Below are 18,522 nucleotides of genomic sequence, written 5' to 3'. Positions count from 1 at the left end.
CGGACTGGGCCGCCGACGAGGCCGCCCTGCGCGCAGTGCCGCTGCGGGTGGTGTACGCCTCCCTCTGGGAGCGCTACGAGGGCACGGCACTCGCGGACGACCTCGGCAAGCCGCCCGAGCAGGTCACCGCCGAGGACATCGTGCGGACCGCCGCCCAGCGGGCGCAGCTGCGCCGACCCGGCATCGAGATCTCCACCGGCGTGCTGCCGGAGGAACCCGAGTACGCCCTCGTCCACGAGGGACGCGAGGCCTGCGCCCTCGTCCTCGGCACCCGCGGCCGCAGCGGCCTCGTCGAGATGCTCCTCGGCTCGGTCAGCCTGACCGTCGCCGCCCACGCCGACTGCCCGGTGATCGTGCTGGGCGGTGGCCAGGACAACCGGGTGAGCGCCGGGCAGCACGGCCGCGTCGTGCTGGGCGTCGGCGAGAAGAACCCGGACTCCGCCGCCCTGCGCTTCGCCGCAGAGGAGGCGAGGCTGCGCCACGCGACCCTGGACGCCGTACGCGCCTGGCGGTGCCCGGCACACGAGAGCACCGACCACCCCCTGCTCGCCGGTGAACCCGCGCGACTGCACGAGCAGCACGCCGCCGAGGTCCTGGAGCAGGCGGTGAAGCACACGCCGGCCGACGTGGAGGTGGTGCCGCGCACGGTGGAAGGACCGGCCCGCAGGGCTCTCCTGGCCGCCTCGTACGAGGCCGACCTGCTGGTGGTCGGTGCCCGGCGCAATCCCGGGCACCTCGGCCTCCAGCTGGGACGCGTCGCCCACGGCGTGCTGCACCACGCCGCCTGCGCCGTCGCCGTCGTACCCGAGCGGACGTGAGCGAAGCGCCCCACCCACGTGATCACGCCGCACCCGCCGCCACCGCCCGATGACTCCCGGAGCACCCCATGCCCAAGGCCGAACACCAGGACGCCACCGCACTCTCCGACGAGGAACTGCGCACCCTGGACGCCCACTGGCGGGCCGCCAACTACCTGGCCGCCGGGCAGATCTACCTGATGTCCAACCCGCTGCTGACGGAGCCGCTCAAGCCGGAGCACATCAAGCCCCGGCTGCTCGGGCACTGGGGCACCTCGCCCGGCCTCAACCTCGTGTACACCCACCTCAACCGGGTCATCAGGGCGCGCGGACTCGACGCCCTGTGCATCTGGGGACCGGGTCACGGAGGGCCGTCCGTCCTGGCCAACGCCTGGCTGGAGGGCAGCTACAGCGAGACCTACCCGGACGTGCCGAGGGACGGGGCCGGCATGGCGAGGCTGTTCCGGCAGTTCTCCTTCCCCGGCGGGGTGCCCAGCCATGTGGCGCCCGAGACGCCCGGCTCGATCCACGAGGGCGGCGAGCTCGGCTACTCGCTGTCCCACGCCTACGGCGCCGCGCTGGACAACCCGGACCTGCTGGTCGCCTGTGTGATCGGTGACGGCGAGGCGGAGACCGGGCCGCTGGCCGCCTCCTGGCACTCCAACAAGTTCCTCGACCCCGTGCACGACGGCGCGGTCCTGCCCATCCTCCACCTCAACGGCTACAAGATCGCCAACCCGACGGTGCTCTCCCGCATCCCGGAGTCCGAACTCGACGACCTGTTGCGGGGATACGGCCACGATCCCATCCACGTGACCGGCGACGATCCGCTCCAGGTGCACCGGGCCATGGCCGCGGCGATGGACGACGCCCTGGACCGTATCGCCGTGATGCAGCAGACGGCCCGCGAGGACGGCGTCACCGAGCGCGTGCACTGGCCCATGATCGTGCTGCGCACCCCGAAGGGCTGGACCGGACCCGCCGAGGTGGACGGTGAACCCGTCGAAGGCACCTGGCGGGCCCACCAGGTGCCGCTGGCCGGCGTCCGGGAGAACCCCGCGCACCTCCGTCAGCTGGAGGCCTGGCTGCGCTCGTACAAGCCTCAGGAGCTCTTCGGCCCCGACGGTCGCCCCACCGCCGACGTGCTCGCCTGCGTCCCCCGCGGCGCCAAGCGGCTCGGCGCCACCCCGTACGCCAACGGCGGCCTGCTCGTGCACGACCTGCCCCTCGCACCGCTCGACGACTTCGCCGTACCCGTCGACAAGCCGGGCACGACCCTGCACGAACCGACCCGGGTCCTCGGAGACCTCCTGGCCCGGGTGATGCACGACACCGCCGCACGCCGGGACTTCCGCCTGGTCGGTCCGGACGAGACCGCGTCGAACCGGCTCCAGGCCGTCCTCGACGTCAGCGGAAAGGCATGGCAGGCCGCGCATCTGCCGGTCGACGAGCACCTCGAGCACCACGGCCGGGTGCTGGAGATCCTCTCCGAGCACACCTGCCAGGGCTGGCTGGAGGGCTATCTCCTGACGGGCCGTCACGGTCTGTTCTCCTGCTACGAGGCGTTCGTGCACATCGTGGACTCCATGGTCAACCAGCACATCAAGTGGCTGAAGACATCGCGGGAGTTGCCGTGGCGCGCACCCATCGCCTCCCTCAACTACCTGCTGACCTCGCATGTGTGGCGCCAGGACCACAACGGGTTCTCCCACCAGGACCCCGGTTTCGTCGACCACGTCCTCAACAAGAGCCCCGAGGTCGTGCGGGTCTACCTGCCGCCGGACGCCAACACCCTGCTGTCGGTCGCGGACCACGCGCTGCGCAGCCGCGACTACGTCAACGTCATCGTGGCCGGGAAGCAGCCCTGCTTCGACTGGCTGTCGATGGACCAGGCCCGTGCGCACTGCGCCAGGGGCGCCGGGATCTGGGAGTGGGCCGGCACGGAGAACGGCGGTGAGCCGGACGTCGTCCTCGCCTGCGCCGGGGACGTGCCCACCCTGGAGGTGCTGGCCGCCGCTCAGCTGCTGCGCCGGCACCTCCCGGGCCTCGCCGTCCGCGTGGTCAACGTGGTCGACATGACGCGGCTGCTGCCGCGCGAGGAACACCCGCACGGCATGAGCGACTTCGAGTACGACGGCCTGTTCACCACCGACAAGCCGGTCATTTTCGCCTACCACGGCTACCCCTGGTTGATCCACCGGCTCGCCTACCGCCGCACCGGCCACAAGAACCTGCACGTGCGCGGCTACAAGGAGTCGGGGACGACGACCACGCCGTTCGACATGGTCGTCCGCAACGACCTCGACCGCTACCGCCTGGTCATGGACGTCATCGACCGGGTCCCCGGCCTCGCGGTGCGCGCCGCCGCCGTACGGCAGCGGATGGCCGACGCCCGCACCCGTCACCACGCCTGGATCCGCGAGCACGGCACCGACCTGCCCGAGGTCGCCGACTGGACCTGGGACGCCTGATCGCCTCTCACTCCCCGAAGGAGCCCACCGCCATGACCGTTCGCGTCGGAATCAACGGCTTCGGCCGCATCGGCCGCACATACCTGCGGGCCGCCCTCGACCGCGTCGAGGAAGGTACCCAGGACGTCGAGGTGGTCGCGATCAACGACATCACCTCACCCGCCACCCTGGCCCATCTCCTGGAGTACGACTCGACGTTCGGGCGCATCGGACGCGACGTCGAGCACGACGACAGCTCGATCACGGTCGACGGGCGGCGCATCGCCGTCACGGCCGAGCGTGACCCGGCGGCCCTGCGCTGGTCCGACCACGGCGCCGACATCGTCGTCGAGTCCACCGGGCGTTTCCGCGACCGGGACTCCGCGGCCCTGCACCTGAAGGGCGGCGCGCACACCGTGCTGCTGTCGGCGCCCGGCAAGGGCGTGGACGCCACCGTCGTGATGGGCGTCAACGACCGGACCTACGACCGGCACCGCGACCGCATCGTCTCCGCCGCCTCCTGCACCACCAACTGCGTCGCCCCGATGGTGAAGGTGCTGGACGACGCCTTCGGTATCGAGCGCGGAGTGATGACCACGATCCACGGCTACACCAACGACCAGTCCCTGCTGGACGGCCCGCACAAGGACCTGCGCCGGGCCCGCTCGGCCGCCCTCAGCATCATCCCCACCAGCACCGGAGCCGCCCGCGCCGTCGGCCTGGTCGTGCCGGAACTGGCCGGGGTGCTGGACGGGATCGCGGTCCGGGTGCCCGTGGAGGACGGCTCGCTCACCGACCTCGCCGTCGTCCTCACCCGGGAGGCGAGCGCGGAGGAGATCAACGCCGCGTTCGAGGCGGCCGCCGACGGCCCGCTCCACGGCATCCTGCGCGTCTCCAAGGCCCCGATCGTCTCCCGCGACGTCATCGGCGACCCCTCCTCCTGCGTCTTCGACCCGGCGCTCACCCAGGCCAACGGCACGCTGGCCAAGGTCTTCGGCTGGTACGACAACGAATGGGGCTACACCAACCGCCTCCTGGACCTGACGGCGCTGGTCGCGGACGACTGACGCCTGCCGACCGTCCACCTCCCGGTGGGGCCGACCGGCCCCGGCGCGACCCCGTACAGCCCATGGGCTTGCGCCGCGCTCCGCCGGACGATCGAAGGACCGAAAGCGATGGAGGAGACCTGCGATGACGGACGACCTGCTCGACCGGCCCTCGGTCCACGCCCTGCTCGCGGACGGCACCACCGTGTGCATCCGGCCGGTGCTGCCGGGTGACCACGGACAGCTGCGGGGGCTCTACGAGGAGATGTCGCCGGAGAACCTCCGCCTGCGCTTCTTCGCGCCGAGCCGGCGGTCGGCCGCCATGGCCGCCGACCGCGCCTGCGCCCCGGCCCGCCCCGGCTACCGGGCGCTGCTGGCCGAGGTGGACGGACGGGTGATCGGACTCGCCGAGTACGACACCGGCGGAGAGAAGGACGGCGCGGAGATCTCCATCGCCGTCGCCGACGGCCTGCACCACCGGGGGGTGGGCACCCTCCTCGTCGAGCATCTGGTCTCGGCGGCGCGGGCGGCGGGCATCACCACGTTCACCGCCGACGCGCTCAGCGAGAACCACGAGGTGCTCCGGCTCTTCTCCGATCTCGGCCTGCGTACCTCCCGCCGTTTCGAGGGGCCGGAGGTACGCTGCACCATCCACCTCGACCAGGACGACACCTACCTGTCGGCCGTGGAGGCCCGGGGCCGGGCCGCCGACGTGGCCAGCCTGCTGCCCCTGCTGCGGCCGTCCGCCGTCGCCGTGGTCGGGGCGGGACGTACCCCCGGATCGGTCGGCCGGGCCGTCCTGCACCATCTGCACACGGGCGGCTACACCGGGCGCCTGTTCGCCGTGAACCCGAGGGGCACCTCCCTGCTCGGCGTACCGTGCCACCCTTCGGTGGCGGCGCTGCCGAAGACACCCGACCTGGTGATCGTGGCCGTGCCGGCCGGCGGGGTGCCGGCCGTGGCGGAGGAGTGCGGCCGGGCCGGGGTACGCGCCCTCGTCGTCGTCACGGCCGGCCTCGACCACGAGCAGGCACAGGCCCTGCTGGCCACCTGCCGCGCCTACGGCATGCGCCTGGTCGGCCCCAACTGCCTGGGCATCTCCCACACGGAAGCGGGCCTGAGCCTGGACGCGACCTTCGCGGCCGAGCACCCCCGCCCGGGCACGGCCGGTGTCGCCGTGCAGTCCGGTGGCGTGGGCATCGCGCTGCTCGACGGACTGTCCCGGCTGGACATCGGCGTGTCGTCCTTCGTCTCGCTCGGCGACAAGTACGACGTCAGCGGCAACGACATGCTCCAGTGGTGGGAGAGCGACGGTCGCACCGAGCTCGCCCTGCTGCACCTGGAGTCCTTCGGCAACCCGCGTGCCTTCTCCCGCACCGCCCGGCGAGTGACGCGCCGCATCCCGGTGCTGACCGTCGACGCCGGCCGTACCGAAGCGGGCCGCAAGGCCGCGGCCTCCCACACCGCGGCGGCCGCCAGCCGCACCATGACCCGTGGCGCGCTGTTCACCCAGGCCGGTGTCACCGCGACCCGGTCGGTGGGCGAACTCCTCGAGACGGCGGCCCTGTTCCACTCCCAGCCGCTGCCGGCGGGCAGCCGCGTCGCGATCGTGACCAACGCGGGCGGGGCCGGAGTGCTCACCGCCGACGCCTGCGCCGAGGCGGGGCTCGCCCTTCCCCCGCTCACCCCCGCGATGACCGGCGAACTGCGCGGTGTGCTGCCGGACGGCGCCGCCGTCGGCAACCCCGTCGACGCCACCGCCGCGGTCTCCGAGGAGCAGCTCACCGCGTGCGTCGACCGCCTCACCCGGTACCCCGGCATCGACGCCGTGATCGTGGCCCTCGTGCCCACGGCGGTCGCCGCGGCCACCGGCGACGACCTGGTGCGGGCCGTCACCGCGGCCCCCGGGCGACGGGCGCGACCGGTGATCGCCGTACGCCTGGAACAGGACCGGTCCGTCCGGCTGCTGCCCGCCGCGGACGGCGGGACGGTCCCCTCCTACGCCGAGCCCCAGGCGGCGGCCCGCGCGCTGGCCCACGCCGCCGGACGCGCCGCCTGGCTCGCCCGGCCCGCCGGCGCCGTCCCCGCACTCGACCACATCGAGCCCGAGCGGGCCCGCACGCTCGTCGAGGACTACCTGGCGCGGGAACCCGACGGCGGCTGGCTGGACCCGCGCACCTGCGCCGACCTGCTCGCCTGCTACGGCATCCCGCAGATCCCGTGGGCCTGGGCCGAGAGCGAGGACGAGGCCGTGCTCGCCGCCGACCGGCTGCGCGGCTTCGACGGCCGGGTGGTGATGAAGGCCCACTGGCCCGGGCTCCTGCACAAGTCCCAGGAGCGCGCCGTCCACCTCGACCTGCGCGGAGACGCGCAGGTCCGGGCCGCCTTCCGGGACCTGGAGACCCGTTTCTGCGGGCTCATGACCGGAGTGGTCCTGCAACCCCTCGCCGCCCGCGGCACCGAGCTCCTCGCGGGTGTCGTCCAGGACGAGGTCTTCGGCCCGCTCGTGCTGTTCGGGCTCGGCGGTACCGCGACCGAGGTCCTCGCCGACCACGCGGCCCGCCTCGCCCCGCTCACCGACCGCGACGTCCACGAACTGATCACCTCGCCGCGGTGCTCCCCGCTGCTGCTGGGCGCGAACGGAAACACCCCCGTCGACCTCGGAGAACTGGAACAGCTGCTGCTGCGGCTGTCCCGGATGGCGGCCGACCTGCCGCAGCTCGCCGAGGCCGACTTCAACCCCGTCCTGGCGACACCGGGCGGCGTCACCGTGCTCGACGCACGGACACGGCTGGCGCCGCGTCGCCCCCAGGACCCCTATCTGCGCCGACTGCGCTGAGGAGGAAACGGCCATGAGGCACGACAAGGTCGGCTCCGTGATGACCACGGACGTCGTCCGCGCCGGGTACGGCACACCGTTCAAGGAGGTCGCCCGGCTGCTCGCCACCCACCGGATCAGCGGACTGCCGGTCGTGGACGAGGACGACAAGGTCATCGGTGTCCTGTCCGAGACGGACCTGATGATGCACCAGGCGACCACCCCCGACCCCTACGAGCCGAAGCACCGCACGAGGCTCGCCGAGCTGACGCCCGGCGCCCGGCGCCAGGCCGCCAAGGGCAGGGCCCGCACCGCGGGCCGGCTGATGACGGCACCGCCCGTCACCGTGCACGCCGACGACACCATCGTCCAGGCCGCCCGCACCATGGCCCAGAAGCACGTGGAGCGGCTCCCCGTCCTCGACGAGGAGGACCGGCTCGTCGGGATCGTCACCCGACGCGACCTCCTCCAGGTCTTCCTGCGGCCCGACACCGAGATCCGCGACGAGGTGATCGAGGAGGTCCTGGTACGCGCGCTGTGGCTGCCGCCACGCGGCGTCGAGGTCTCCGTGACGGAGGGGGTCGTCACACTCACGGGGCACATGGAACGCAAGAGCGAGACCGAGATCGCCGTGTCCATGACCCGCCGGATCGACGGCATGGTCGACGTGGTCGCCCACCTCACCTACCGCCTGGACGACGCCCACCTGCGGACCGAGGAACAGTCCCGGGCGATGCAGGGAGTGGCCGACGACTGGCTGCGCCGTATGTGAAAGGCCCCTCACACGACGCGGGAAGGACGACTCAAGCGGATCGGACGATGAACGGACAAGCTTGACATGTGAGGCAATCCCGTCAGCCGCGCACAGGAGGGTGAGGAGCGTCATGAAGGGCTATGTCTTCCACGGCCCGGGGCAGTCCGCCTGGGAAGAGGTGCCGGACCCGGCCGTCAAGGAACCCACCGACGCCATCGTGCGGGTCGGCGCCGTCACCATCTGCGGCACGGATCTGCACATTCTCAAGGGCGACGTCCCCGAGGTACGCCCGGGCACGGTCCTGGGCCACGAGGCGGTCGGCGAGATCGTCGAGGTCGGCAGCGACGTGCGGACCGTCCGTCCGGGCGACCGGGTGCTGGTCTCCTGTATCAGCTGCTGCGGCCGCTGCCGCTTCTGCCGGGACGGCATGTACGGCCAGTGCCGGGGCGGCGGAGGCTGGATCCTCGGTCACCTGATCGACGGGACGCAGGCCGAGTACGTCCGCGTCCCCTACGCCGATCTGTCCGTGCACGCACTGCCCGGTGCGGTCGAGAGCAAGGACGCCGTCCTGCTCGCGGACATCTTCCCGACCTCCTACGAGGTCGGTGTGCTCAACGGACGGGTCCGCCCGGGCGACACCGTCGCCGTCGTGGGGGCCGGCCCCATCGGCCTCGCGGCGATCGCCACGGCACGCCTGTTCGCGCCCGAGCGGATCGTCGCCGTCGACCTGGCCGCCGCCCGGCTGGAGGCCGCCAGGCGCCTGGGCGCCGACGCCGTGGCCGACGCCGCCGAGGATCCCGAGCAGCTGATCGCCGATCTCACCGACGGGCTCGGCGCGGACGTGGTCATCGAGGCGGTCGGCGTGCCGGAGAGCTTCGAACTGTGCACCCGCATGGTCCGTCCCGGCGGCCACGTGGCCAACATCGGCGTCCACGGCAAGCCCGCCACCCTGCACCTCGAAGACCTGTGGATCAAGAACGTGACGATCACCACCGGTCTCGTGGACACCCACTCCACACCCACCCTGCTGCGCATGGCCGCCGCCGGCCGGCTGCCCACCGCGCAGTTGGTCACCCACACCTTCCCCCTCGACCGGATGGAGGAGGCGTACGACGTCTTCTCCCGGGCCGGTGACACCGGAGCACTGAAGGTGGTGCTCGGCGGCCGGCCGCACGAGGAGGTCGCCGTCCGCGCGGCCTGACGCGCAGCATCGAGCGAACGGCCCCTGGAACAGGGGCCGTTCGGCGTTTCCTGCCTGCCCGTCGACACCTATCGGCGGTGCATGGTCTCCAGCGCGGCGGCCAGTACATGAGGGTCGTGGTGGCCCTTGTAGACCTCCGGCGGGTGCTGGTCCAGCTTCAGGAGCCGGGCCACCGCCGTCCAGGCCGTGCGCACCGAGTACTCGACGGTGAAGACGACGTCGTCGGGCACCTCGGCGAACTGCCCGATGAAGGCGAGGTTGACCGACCCCTCCGGGACCACCCGGGGCCGGTCGCCGCCGCGGCGCACCAGGAACTGGCTGGTGATGTACGGCATCACGCAGGGGACGACGGTGGAGGTGTCCAGGATCCGCTGTGCCGTGCGCTCGTCGAAGGGGAGGTGGTGCAGGACCTCTTCGAGGATCTCCCGTCCGGTGCACAGGGTCATCGGCTTGGGGGTGTGGTTGCCGGCGCGGCCGGGGAACAGGCCGTAGCCCCACCAGACGGAGACGCCCTCGGGCTGGTCGCGGTAGACGGGCTGACGGTTGGCGACGAGGGTGAGCAGCCAGGCGGAGTCGGTGAAGGTCATCAGTCCGCCCCTGCCGGCCGGGCGCTCGCTGAACTCCTCCAGCGCCTCCAGGAAGGCGGGGTCCTTGGTGGTGACGGTGAACGACTCCCAACGGGATTCCTCGACGTGCTTGTCGAAGACGGCCGGGTTGCCGAAGTTCTCGCGGCCGCGGGCCAGCCGGTGCCACAGCAACCACGCGTCCGAGCGCTGCGAGGCGGGCGGGGGCGCGGAGGTGTGCGAGCCGAGGCTGGAGGCGTCGGTCATCGAGCCGTTGGTGACGAGGACCAGGTCGTCGGGCGCGACGGCGATCTTCTCGTCGCGGCCGTCGCGGCTGAGGTGGAGGGCGTCGACGGTGCCGCTGTGGATGCCGGGGGTGAACCCGAGGTCGGTGACCCGGCAGCCGGTGTGGACGGTGACGCCGCGCTCGCGCAGCCAGGCCGTCAGGGGCCGCACGATGGAGTCGTACTGGTTGTAGCGGGTGCGGTGGATGCCCGACATGGACGCGAACTCGGGGAACAGGTGGATGAACCGCCTCAGGTAGCGGCGGAACTCGATGGCGCTGTGCCAGGGCTGGAAGGCGAACGTGGTGCACCACATGAACCAGAAGGCGGTGGTGAAGAAGTGCTCGCCGAAGCAGTCGGTGATCCGCTTGTCGTCCAGATGCCCCTCGGGGGCGGCCAGGCAGCGGACCAGCTCCAGCCGGTCGCGCTCGGAGAAGCCCATCGACGTGGTGTCGACGATCTTCCCGTCGCCGTCGACGAGTCGCGCGATGTCGTCCCAGGCGAAGTCCTCGTGCCCGGCGAGGATCTCCTCGGTCACGGTCACGGTGGGGTCGTCGAGGGTGGGGATGCCCGACAGCAGGTCGTACGTGCAGCGGAACTCGGCCTCGAACATCCGCCCGCCGCGCATGGTGTAGCCGGCGTCCGGGGTGCCGCCCGCGTCCAGGCTGCCGCCGAGGGTCCGCTGTTCCTCGAAGAGGTGGATGTCGGATCCCTCGAAGCCGCCGTCGCGGATCAGGAACGTCGCCGCGGCCAGTGCCGCGATGCCGCTGCCCACCAGATATGCCTTCGCCATCACACAACTCCTCGTGTTCGCCGATCGATCGGGATCCGTGCGGTCCACGGTGTCCTGCGGTGAGGGGTCCCGTCAGTGGGCCGCCCGGCACCCGATCGGCCCGGACGGCCCTCGACGCGGGTCCCGACGGTCCCGTCGTGGACCGTGACCGCCGGGCCCGCCGTCGCTACGGAATCACGCCGTCCGGGAATCCTCGGCCGGGTCTCCGGGGCGTGCGGCGGGAACCGGCCGCACGCCTCCGCCCCGCCACGGCGGCACCGTCGTCCGGTGTCCCTTGTCCCAGGACCGGGCCGCCTTGTCGGTCTGACGGCGCAGCCGGTCCTGGAGCTGGTCGACGACCTCCGTGCCGGTGGCCTCCTCGGCGAGGACCACCACCGTCCGGCCCTCGATGCGCAGGTCGGCCGTGGCCGACCAGGGGCGGCCGGCGTGATGGGCCGCCGCTCGGACGAGGCGGACCTCGCCGGTGACAGCGGGCAGTCCCGGCCGGGCGACGACGGCGTCGATCTTCGTACGGGCGTACGCCAGGGTCTCCTCGTCCACGCCGCCCTCGGCGCGCAGCCGGACCAGGGGGGTCTCCTGGGTGTGGTCGGTGGTCATGCCGGGTCCTTCCTTCGGGATGTCGGTGGCTTCGTGTGGTGCGGGCCGCGGTGCCGGGCGGCCACGGGTCGGGTCGCGGTCCCCGGACCCGTGCCGGAGTCCGGAGCGGGCGGACTACGGCCGTTGAACCCGCTCGGTCCCGGAACGGCCGTAGTAGGCCGCGCGCATCAGCTCGCGCATGTCGTCGAGCATCGGCATCCGGGGGTTGGCGGGCGCGCACTGGTCCTCGAACGCGTTGAGGGCCTGCTGGGGCAGCGCCTCGAGGAAGGCGCGCTCGTCGACGCCGAGGGCCTGGAACGTCGGCTCGATGCCCACGGCCTCGCGCAGCCGCTCCACCGCCGAGGCGAGGGACTCGACACCCTCGGCCGGGGTGGCGGCGGGCAGGCCCAGGGCGCGGGCGATGTCCTGGAAGCGTTCGGGGGCGCGGTAGTTCTCGTACTTGGGCCAGCCGGTGAGCTTCGTCGGGACGGTGCCGTTGTAGCGGATGACGTGCGGCAGCAGGACCGCGTTGGTGCGGCCGTGCGCGATGTGGAAGGTGGCGCCGAGGGTGTGGGACATGGCGTGGACGATGCCGAGGAAGGCGTTGCCGAAGGCCATGCCCGCGATGGTGCCGGCGTTGTGCATCTTCTCCCGGGCCCGCTCACTCGCCCGTCGGTCGTTGACCGCCGCCTCGATGTTCTCGAAGATCAACCGGATCGCGTGCAGGGCGAGGCCGTCGGTGAAGTCGTTGGCGTAGACGGACACATAGGACTCGATGGCGTGGGTGAGCGCGTCGAACCCGCTGTCGGCGGCCAGGGGGCGGGGCAGCCCGGTGGTGAGCAGCGGGTCGACGATGGCCACGCTGGGGGTGAGCGCGTAGTCGGCCAGCGGGTACTTCTTGCCGGTGGCGGGGTCGGAGATGACGGCGAACGGGGTCACCTCGGCGCCGGTGCCCGAGGTGGTGGGGATGCACACCAGCCGGGCCAGCTTGCCCAGGACGGGGAAGCGGAAGGCGCGCTTGCGGATGTCGGAGAACTTGTGCCGCATGTCGGCGAAGTCCACGTCCCTGCCCTCGGCCTGCTGCTCGTACAGCAGCCACATCACCTTGGCCGCGTCCATCGGGGAGCCGCCGCCGAGGGCGATGATGGTGTCCGGCCGGAAGTCGCCCATGAGCCGTGCCCCGCGCCGGACGGAGTCGATGCTCGGCTCGGGCTCGACACCGTCGATGACCTGCACGGTGACCGGCTCCCGGCGCCGCCGCAGGACACGCTCGACCCGGTCGACGAGCCCGAGGCGGGTCATCGTCGCGTCGGTGACGATCGTGACGCGGTGGACGTCCGGCATCGAGGCGAGGTAGCGGATGGACTGCGGCTCGAAGTAGATCTTCGGAGGGACCTTGAACCACTGGAGGTTGTTGCGGCGCACCGAGACCCTCTTGACGTTCAGCAGCTGGGCGGCGGAGACGTTGTTCGACACGGAGGTGCTGCCCCAGGACCCGCAGCCAAGGGTCAGCGACGGGAGCAGGCTGTTGTAGATGCCGCCGATGGCACCCTGCGAGGAGGGTGCGTTGACGATGATCCGCACGGTCTTCATCCGCCGGCCGTACGCCTCCGCCAGCGCGGTGTCCTCGGTGTGGATGACGGCGCTGTGGCCCTGTCCGTGGAAGGCGACCATGTCGGCGGCCAGGTCGAAGCCCTGCTCCTCGGAGCCGGCCCGCAGGACGGCGAGGACCGGGCAGAGCTTCTCGCGGGTGAGGGGTTCCTGCGGGCCGACCCGGTCCGCCTCGACCAGAATGAGGGAGGTGTCGTCCGGCACGCTGAAGCCCGCCTGCTCGGCGATCCACGCCGGGCTCTGCCCGACGGCCGCGGAGTTGACCTTGGGCTCGCAGCCCGCGCCCGCGGCACCGGCGGGGAACAGGAAGGTCTCCAGCTTCGCCTTCTCCTCCGCGGTGGCGACATGGGCGTGCAGCGTGCGGAACTCGGCGAGGACGGCGTCGTAGATCTGCTCGTCCAGGATCACGGCCTGCTCGGAGGCGCAGATCATGCCGTTGTCGAACGACTTGGACAGCACCAGGTCGTTGACGGCCCGGCGGATGTCCGCGCTGCGGTGGACGTAGGCGGGGACGTTGCCGGCGCCGACGCCCAGGGCGGGCTTGCCGGCCGAGTAGGCGGCCTTGACCATGGCGTTGCCGCCGGTGGCGAGGATGAGGGAGACACCCGGGTGCTTCATCAGGGCGCCGGTGGCCTCGACGGACGGGGTCTCGATCCACTGCACGCAGTGCTCCGGCGCACCCGCCGCGACCGCCGCGTCCCGCACGACACGGGCCGCCTCCGTGCTGCACCGCTGGGCGGAGGGATGGAAGGCGAACACCACCGGGTTGCGCGTCTTCAGCGCCATCAGTGCCTTGAAGACGGTGGTGGAGGTCGGGTTGGTGACGGGAGTGATCGCGCACACCACCCCGACGGGCTCGGCCACCTCGGTCATGTCGTCGATGTCGTCACGGGCGATGACACCGACGGTCTTCATCGGCCCCATGCTGTGCGTGACGTACTCGCAGGCGAACATGTTCTTGGCGGCCTTGTCCTCGAAGACACCGCGTCCGGTCTCCTCCACCGCGAGCCGCGCCAGCGCGGTGTGCTGGTCCAGGGCGGCGACCGAGGCCTTCTTCACGATGTGGTCCACCTGCTCCTGATCGAGCGCCTCGTAGTCGGCGAGTGCCTTGAGCCCGTCGGTCACCAGGCGGTCCACCGCCACGGCGATGTCGGACGGCGCCCCGGCGGGCTCGGTGGTCGCGGTGCGGTCCTCGTGGCGGGTCATGGGGGTGAGCCTCCGTCGTCGAAGGGGGGATGCCGCACGGGCGGCGGCGCGGAAAGGGCGAGCTTGCGGGGGGAGGGGTACCGCCCCCCAGCAAGCAGCCTCTCCCGTCAACGGGGCCCGGGAGCAGGTCCCGTTGGTCCCTTCGCAGGGCTGATCGGTCCCGGAACCGAGGGGCCGGGTGTCCCGCCGGACAGGCTCCGGTCGGGCCGGGGACCGGGGGCGGGACGTGCCGGGGAAGGGCGGGTGTCGTCGACGCGGTAGGACAGGCTGTTGACCACACCGACCACGCCGTCGACCCGGTACGTCAGCCGGATCGCGAGCGGAATGTCGCTGCGACGGTGCACAGCCCCTTCCAGCGTGGCCATGCCGTCCCGGACCGAGACGGTCACACTGCGGGCCGGCAGCCCGAGGGCGCGGGTCATCACGTCCTCGTCGACCTCCCGGCGGATCTCGTCGTCGGTCCGCAGGAACACCCGCAGCAGGTCGCGGCGGGTGGCGATGCCGATCAGCCGGTCCTCCTCGTCCACCACCGGCAGCCGCTCGACGCCGTGCCGCTCCATCACGCGCGCGGCGTCCGCGATCCGCTGCTCCGGATGCACGGTGATCGCGGGCGTCGACATCAGCTGCCGGGCCGTGACGGCGCGGCCGTCCGGGGACCGGTCCGCCTGGTGGCGGATCAGGTCGGTCCCGGAGATCACTCCGACGACCTTGTCGTCCTCGTCCACCACGGGCAGACCGCTGATCCGGTGCCGGTCCAGCAGCCGTACGACGTCCTTGAACGCTGTCTCCCGGTGGGCCTGGACGACCTCACGGGTCATCACCTCACCGACGATGCGGGCCATGCGCCCCACCTCCCTCTCACCTGCTGTCACTCGTCCCGGTCCGCGGGAGCGCGGCCCGTCCGGCCTCCAGGCGCGCCACCGGGACGCGGAACGGCGAGCAGGAGACGTAGTCCAGTCCGGCCGTGTGGAAGAAGTGGACGGACTCGGGGTCGCCGCCGTGCTCGCCGCAGACGCCGATCTTCAGGTCGGGGCGTGCGGCGCGCCCCTCGTCGACCGCGATGCGGACCAGTCGGCCCACCCCGTCGCGGTCGAGGGTCTCGAACGGGGAGGTGGCGAAGATCCCCTTGTCGAGGTAGGCGGAGAAGAAGGCCGCCTCGACGTCGTCCCGGGAGAAGCCCCAGGTGGTCTGGGTGAGGTCGTTGGTGCCGAAGGAGAAGAACTCCGCCTCCTCGGCGATCCGGCCGGCCGTGAGCGCGGCCCGGGGCAGCTCGATCATCGTGCCGACGGGGCAGCGCACCGGGACGCCGGACTCCGCGGAGACCTCGGCGAGGACGCGTTCCACCTCGGCCCGCTCGATGCGCAGTTCCTCGACGGCGCCGACCAGCGGCACCATGATCTCCGCCTCGGGGGAGCCCCCGGCCCGCACGCGCTCCACGACCGCCTCGGCGATCGCCCGCACCTGCATGGCGACCAGTCCCGGGACCACCAGACCCAGGCGCACGCCGCGCAGCCCGAGCATCGGGTTCTCCTCGTGCATACGGTTGACCGCGTCGAGCAGTGCGGTGTCGTGCGGATCGGGCACGGCACCCCCGGCTTCGGCGGCGGCGATGCGCACGGCGAGGTCGGTGCGGTCGGGCAGGAACTCGTGCAGGGGCGGGTCGATGAGCCGGATGGTGACCGGCAGACCGTCCATCGCCTCCAGGATCCCGGTGAAGTCCTGCCGCTGGAGCGGCAGCAGGGCACCCAGCGCCTTCTCGCGCTCGGTCTCGTCGCCGGCCAGGATCATGGCCTCGACCAGCTTGCGGCGCTCACCGAGGAACATGTGCTCGGTACGGCACAGGCCGACGCCCTGGGCGCCGAACCGGCGGGCACGGGCCGCGTCCTCGGGGGTGTCGGCGTTCGCCCGCACCTCCAGCCGGCGCATGCCGTCCGCTCGTTCCATGGCGCGGGCCACGGCCCCGACCAGGGCGCCGGACCGCTCGCCCGCCTCGAAGTACCGCATGACGGCGGAGTCGACCAGGGGAGCGGCGCCCAGGTACACGGCGCCCCCGGAGCCGTCGACGGAGACGACCGTGCCCTCGTCGACGGTCGTGCCGGCCACCGTGAACCGGCGCGCCTCGGTGTCCACGGTGATCTCCTCGGCCCCGCACACACAGACCCGGCCCATGCCGCGGGCGACCACGGCCGCGTGGCTGGTCTTGCCGCCCCGGCTGGTCAGCACCGCCTGCGCGGCGATCATCCCCGGCAGATCGTCCGGGGTGGTCTCCTGACGGACGAGCACGACCTTCTCGCCCGCGGCGGCCCGGCGGACCGCTTCGGCGGAGTCGAACACCGCGGCGCCCACGGCGGCACCCGGAGAGGCCGGCAGGCCGTGCGCGAGCGGCTCGCCGACGGCCGAGGTGTCGAACCGGGGGAACATCAGCCGGGCGAGACCGTCCCCGCTCACCCGGGCCAGACCTTCGTCCGGGGTGATCAGGCCTTCCTCCACGAGTTCCGCGGCGATGGCGAACGCGGCCTCGGCGGTGCGCTTGCCGACCCGGGTCTGGAGCATCCACAGCCGGCCGCGCTCGATCGTGAACTCGATGTCGCACAGATCCCGGTAGTGGGTCTCCAACGTCCGCATGTGCCCGAGCAGTTGCTCGTACGACACCGGGTCCAGCTCCGCGAGAGCGGTCAGCGCAACGGTGTTGCGGATGCCGGCGACGACATCCTCGCCCTGTGCGTTCGCCAGGTAGTCGCCGTACAGGCCGGGCTGCCCGGTGGCCGGGTCGCGGGTGAAGGCGACGCCGCTGCCGGAGTCGGCGCCGAGGTTGCCGAACACCATGATCTGCACGTTCACCGCGGTGCCCAGGTCGTCCGGGATGTGTTCGCGGCGGCGGTAGACCCGGGCGCGCTCGCCCCGCCAGGACTCGAAGACCGCCAGGACCGCCCGGCGCAGCTGCTCGGCCGGCGACTGCGGGAAGCACTCGCCGGTCTCCCGCCGGATCAGCTCCTGGTAGACCGCCACGAGCCCGGCCAGGTCCGCCGCCTCGAGGCCCAGGTCGTTCACCGCGCCCCGGCTCCGCTTGAGTTCGGCCAGGGCGTTCTCGAACAGCGCGCCGTCGACACCCATGACCGTACTGCCGAACATCTGCAGGAGACGGCGGTAGGAGTCCCAGGCGAAGCGTTCGTTGCCGGAGACCTTCGCCAGGCCGAGGACGGAGTCGTCGTTCAGGCCGATGTCGAGGATGGTCTCCATCATGCCGGGCATGGAGAACCGCGCCCCGGAACGGACGGACAGCAGCAGCGGGTCGTCGGGCTGCCCCAACCGCCGGCCCGCGGCCTGCTCCAGCGCGGCCAGGTGCCCGGAGATCTCATGGGCCAGGCCGTCCGGCTCGGCGCCGGTGGCGAGGAAGGCCCGGCAGGCCTCGGTGGTCACGGTGAAGCCCGGCGGGACCGGCAGCCCCAGCCGGGTCATCTCGGCCAGGTTGGCTCCCTTGCCGCCGAGCAGGCCGGCCAGGTCACGGCCGCCCTCGGTGAAGTCGTACACGTAGCGGACCATGACGCCGGTCTCCTCCGTCGGGCTTCGGACTGGATACTGCTTCCAGCGTCCGGCCGCGGACCCCGCAGGGGCAGGTGCTGTCGGTCCCCTCCATGGGGCCGGTCGGCCCAGACGGGCCGTGCGGTCCGGCTCTGCCGCCGGGCCGAGGGCCGGCGCAGCGGACTGCGCAACATGGCCGGGCGCGCCGAGCACCTGGGCGGCAGGCTGGAGCTGACGGAAACCGAGGGCGGCGGCACCAGGCTGGTGTGGCGGGTGCCGGCGCGGACGTCGGCGTCAGCCGGTGACGGAGCCGGGCACCCACCGGGGTGATGCGGGACAGCCTGCGCCGGCGTGGGCGGCCCCGGCGGCTGTGGACCACCCGGACCCGCACACCCACCAGGGCCGACCGGCCCTGATCCCGGGGGAGGGGGAGACGGCCACCGCGCGTTCCCGTCGGCCGCCCCGGGACCGAACGGCCCCGCGCACCAGGGCCGTTCCGCGTCCCGGTCCGGCCCCTTCGGCTCATGTGCCCCGACCCGCGGCGGAGTTGGCTGGTCGCGAGAAGAACGACCACCGACCAGGGAGGGCGAGCACAGTGGGCACCAGTCTCACACCGGAGTTCTGGGAACGTTTCGCGGTCCTGCTCGTGGCGGGCGCGGGCCTGACATGTGTCCTCGCGGCCTGGTTCGACGATCTCGCGGTGCGGCTGCTGCGCCGTCGGGCGCACGAGACGCCGCCGCAGACGCCGCCGCAGACGCCGACGCCGCATCGGCCGGAGCGGCACCGCCGTCGCGTGCCGGCGCACTCCTGACGGGCCCGGCGGCCCCCACACGCGGTGACTCCTGCGCGGGACGCCGGAAGCGAACGGGCGAAGAGGCGACCGCCGAGGACTCGCCGAGGA

Annotated in this window: 12 protein-coding genes; 7 read left to right on the top strand and 5 right to left on the bottom strand. The window is 72.5% G+C overall.

The window, feature by feature from the left end:
- From AQJ64_RS18755 to AQJ64_RS18730, 6 genes are all read left to right on the top strand, one after another.
- Positions 1 to 818, top strand: an 818-nt coding sequence (locus AQJ64_RS18755; RefSeq protein WP_059202775.1) for a universal stress protein, incomplete at its 5' end; no start/stop codon positions are given.
- Positions 819 to 886: 68 nt separating this feature from the next.
- Positions 887 to 3,268 (top strand): phosphoketolase family protein, encoded by a 2,382-nt coding sequence (locus tag AQJ64_RS18750; protein WP_055633537.1) that lies wholly within the window; start codon positions 887 to 889, stop codon positions 3,266 to 3,268.
- A 32-nt stretch (positions 3,269 to 3,300) separates the two neighbouring features.
- Complete coding sequence (gene gap, locus AQJ64_RS18745; RefSeq protein WP_055633536.1) at positions 3,301 to 4,314, top strand: type I glyceraldehyde-3-phosphate dehydrogenase; 1,014 nt, start codon at positions 3,301 to 3,303, stop codon at positions 4,312 to 4,314.
- Between the two features lie 124 nt (positions 4,315 to 4,438).
- The gene (locus AQJ64_RS18740) at positions 4,439 to 7,132 is read left to right on the top strand and encodes a bifunctional acetate--CoA ligase family protein/GNAT family N-acetyltransferase (protein ID WP_055633535.1); all 2,694 of its coding nucleotides are present in this window, start codon (positions 4,439 to 4,441) and stop codon (positions 7,130 to 7,132) included.
- 13 nt (positions 7,133 to 7,145) lie between these two features.
- Complete coding sequence (locus AQJ64_RS18735; RefSeq protein WP_055633534.1) at positions 7,146 to 7,883, top strand: CBS domain-containing protein; 738 nt, start codon at positions 7,146 to 7,148, stop codon at positions 7,881 to 7,883.
- A gap of 112 nt (positions 7,884 to 7,995) precedes the next feature.
- Positions 7,996 to 9,066 carry a zinc-dependent alcohol dehydrogenase family protein gene (locus AQJ64_RS18730; protein WP_055633533.1) on the top strand — a complete coding sequence of 357 codons (1,071 nt, stop codon included), beginning with the start codon at positions 7,996 to 7,998 and terminating at the stop codon, positions 9,064 to 9,066.
- Between the two features lie 68 nt (positions 9,067 to 9,134).
- On the opposite strand, the gene AQJ64_RS18725 is transcribed toward AQJ64_RS18730, so the two are convergent.
- The 5 genes from AQJ64_RS18725 to ppdK all read right to left on the bottom strand — a co-directional run bounded on the left by AQJ64_RS18725 (position 9,135) and on the right by ppdK (position 17,642).
- Positions 9,135 to 10,706: an oleate hydratase gene (locus tag AQJ64_RS18725; RefSeq protein ID WP_055633532.1), complete on the bottom strand. Its 1,572-nt coding sequence runs from the start codon at positions 10,704 to 10,706 to the stop codon at positions 9,135 to 9,137.
- A gap of 174 nt (positions 10,707 to 10,880) precedes the next feature.
- The gene (locus AQJ64_RS18720) at positions 10,881 to 11,303 is read right to left on the bottom strand and encodes a hypothetical protein (RefSeq protein ID WP_055633531.1); all 423 of its coding nucleotides are present in this window, start codon (positions 11,301 to 11,303) and stop codon (positions 10,881 to 10,883) included.
- Between the two features lie 114 nt (positions 11,304 to 11,417).
- The gene (gene adhE / locus AQJ64_RS18715) at positions 11,418 to 14,099 is read right to left on the bottom strand and encodes a bifunctional acetaldehyde-CoA/alcohol dehydrogenase (RefSeq protein WP_055633530.1); all 2,682 of its coding nucleotides are present in this window, start codon (positions 14,097 to 14,099) and stop codon (positions 11,418 to 11,420) included.
- A 107-nt stretch (positions 14,100 to 14,206) separates the two neighbouring features.
- Positions 14,207 to 14,941 carry a CBS domain-containing protein gene (locus AQJ64_RS18710; protein ID WP_055633529.1) on the bottom strand — a complete coding sequence of 245 codons (735 nt, stop codon included), beginning with the start codon at positions 14,939 to 14,941 and terminating at the stop codon, positions 14,207 to 14,209.
- A gap of 16 nt (positions 14,942 to 14,957) precedes the next feature.
- Positions 14,958 to 17,642, bottom strand: a complete 2,685-nt coding sequence (ppdK, locus tag AQJ64_RS18705) for a pyruvate, phosphate dikinase (protein WP_055633528.1) — start codon at positions 17,640 to 17,642, stop codon at positions 14,958 to 14,960.
- A gap of 574 nt (positions 17,643 to 18,216) precedes the next feature.
- Here ppdK and AQJ64_RS18700 point away from each other — a divergent pair.
- The gene (locus AQJ64_RS18700; protein ID WP_055633527.1) at positions 18,217 to 18,432 is read left to right on the top strand and encodes a hypothetical protein; all 216 of its coding nucleotides are present in this window, start codon (positions 18,217 to 18,219) and stop codon (positions 18,430 to 18,432) included.
- Positions 18,433 to 18,522: the final 90 nt, after the last annotated feature.

The sequence above is a fragment of the Streptomyces griseoruber genome (assembly GCF_001514205.1).
Lineage (GTDB): Bacteria > Actinomycetota > Actinomycetes > Streptomycetales > Streptomycetaceae > Streptomyces > Streptomyces griseoruber.
This window is presented reverse-complemented; position numbering and strand designations above follow the sequence as displayed.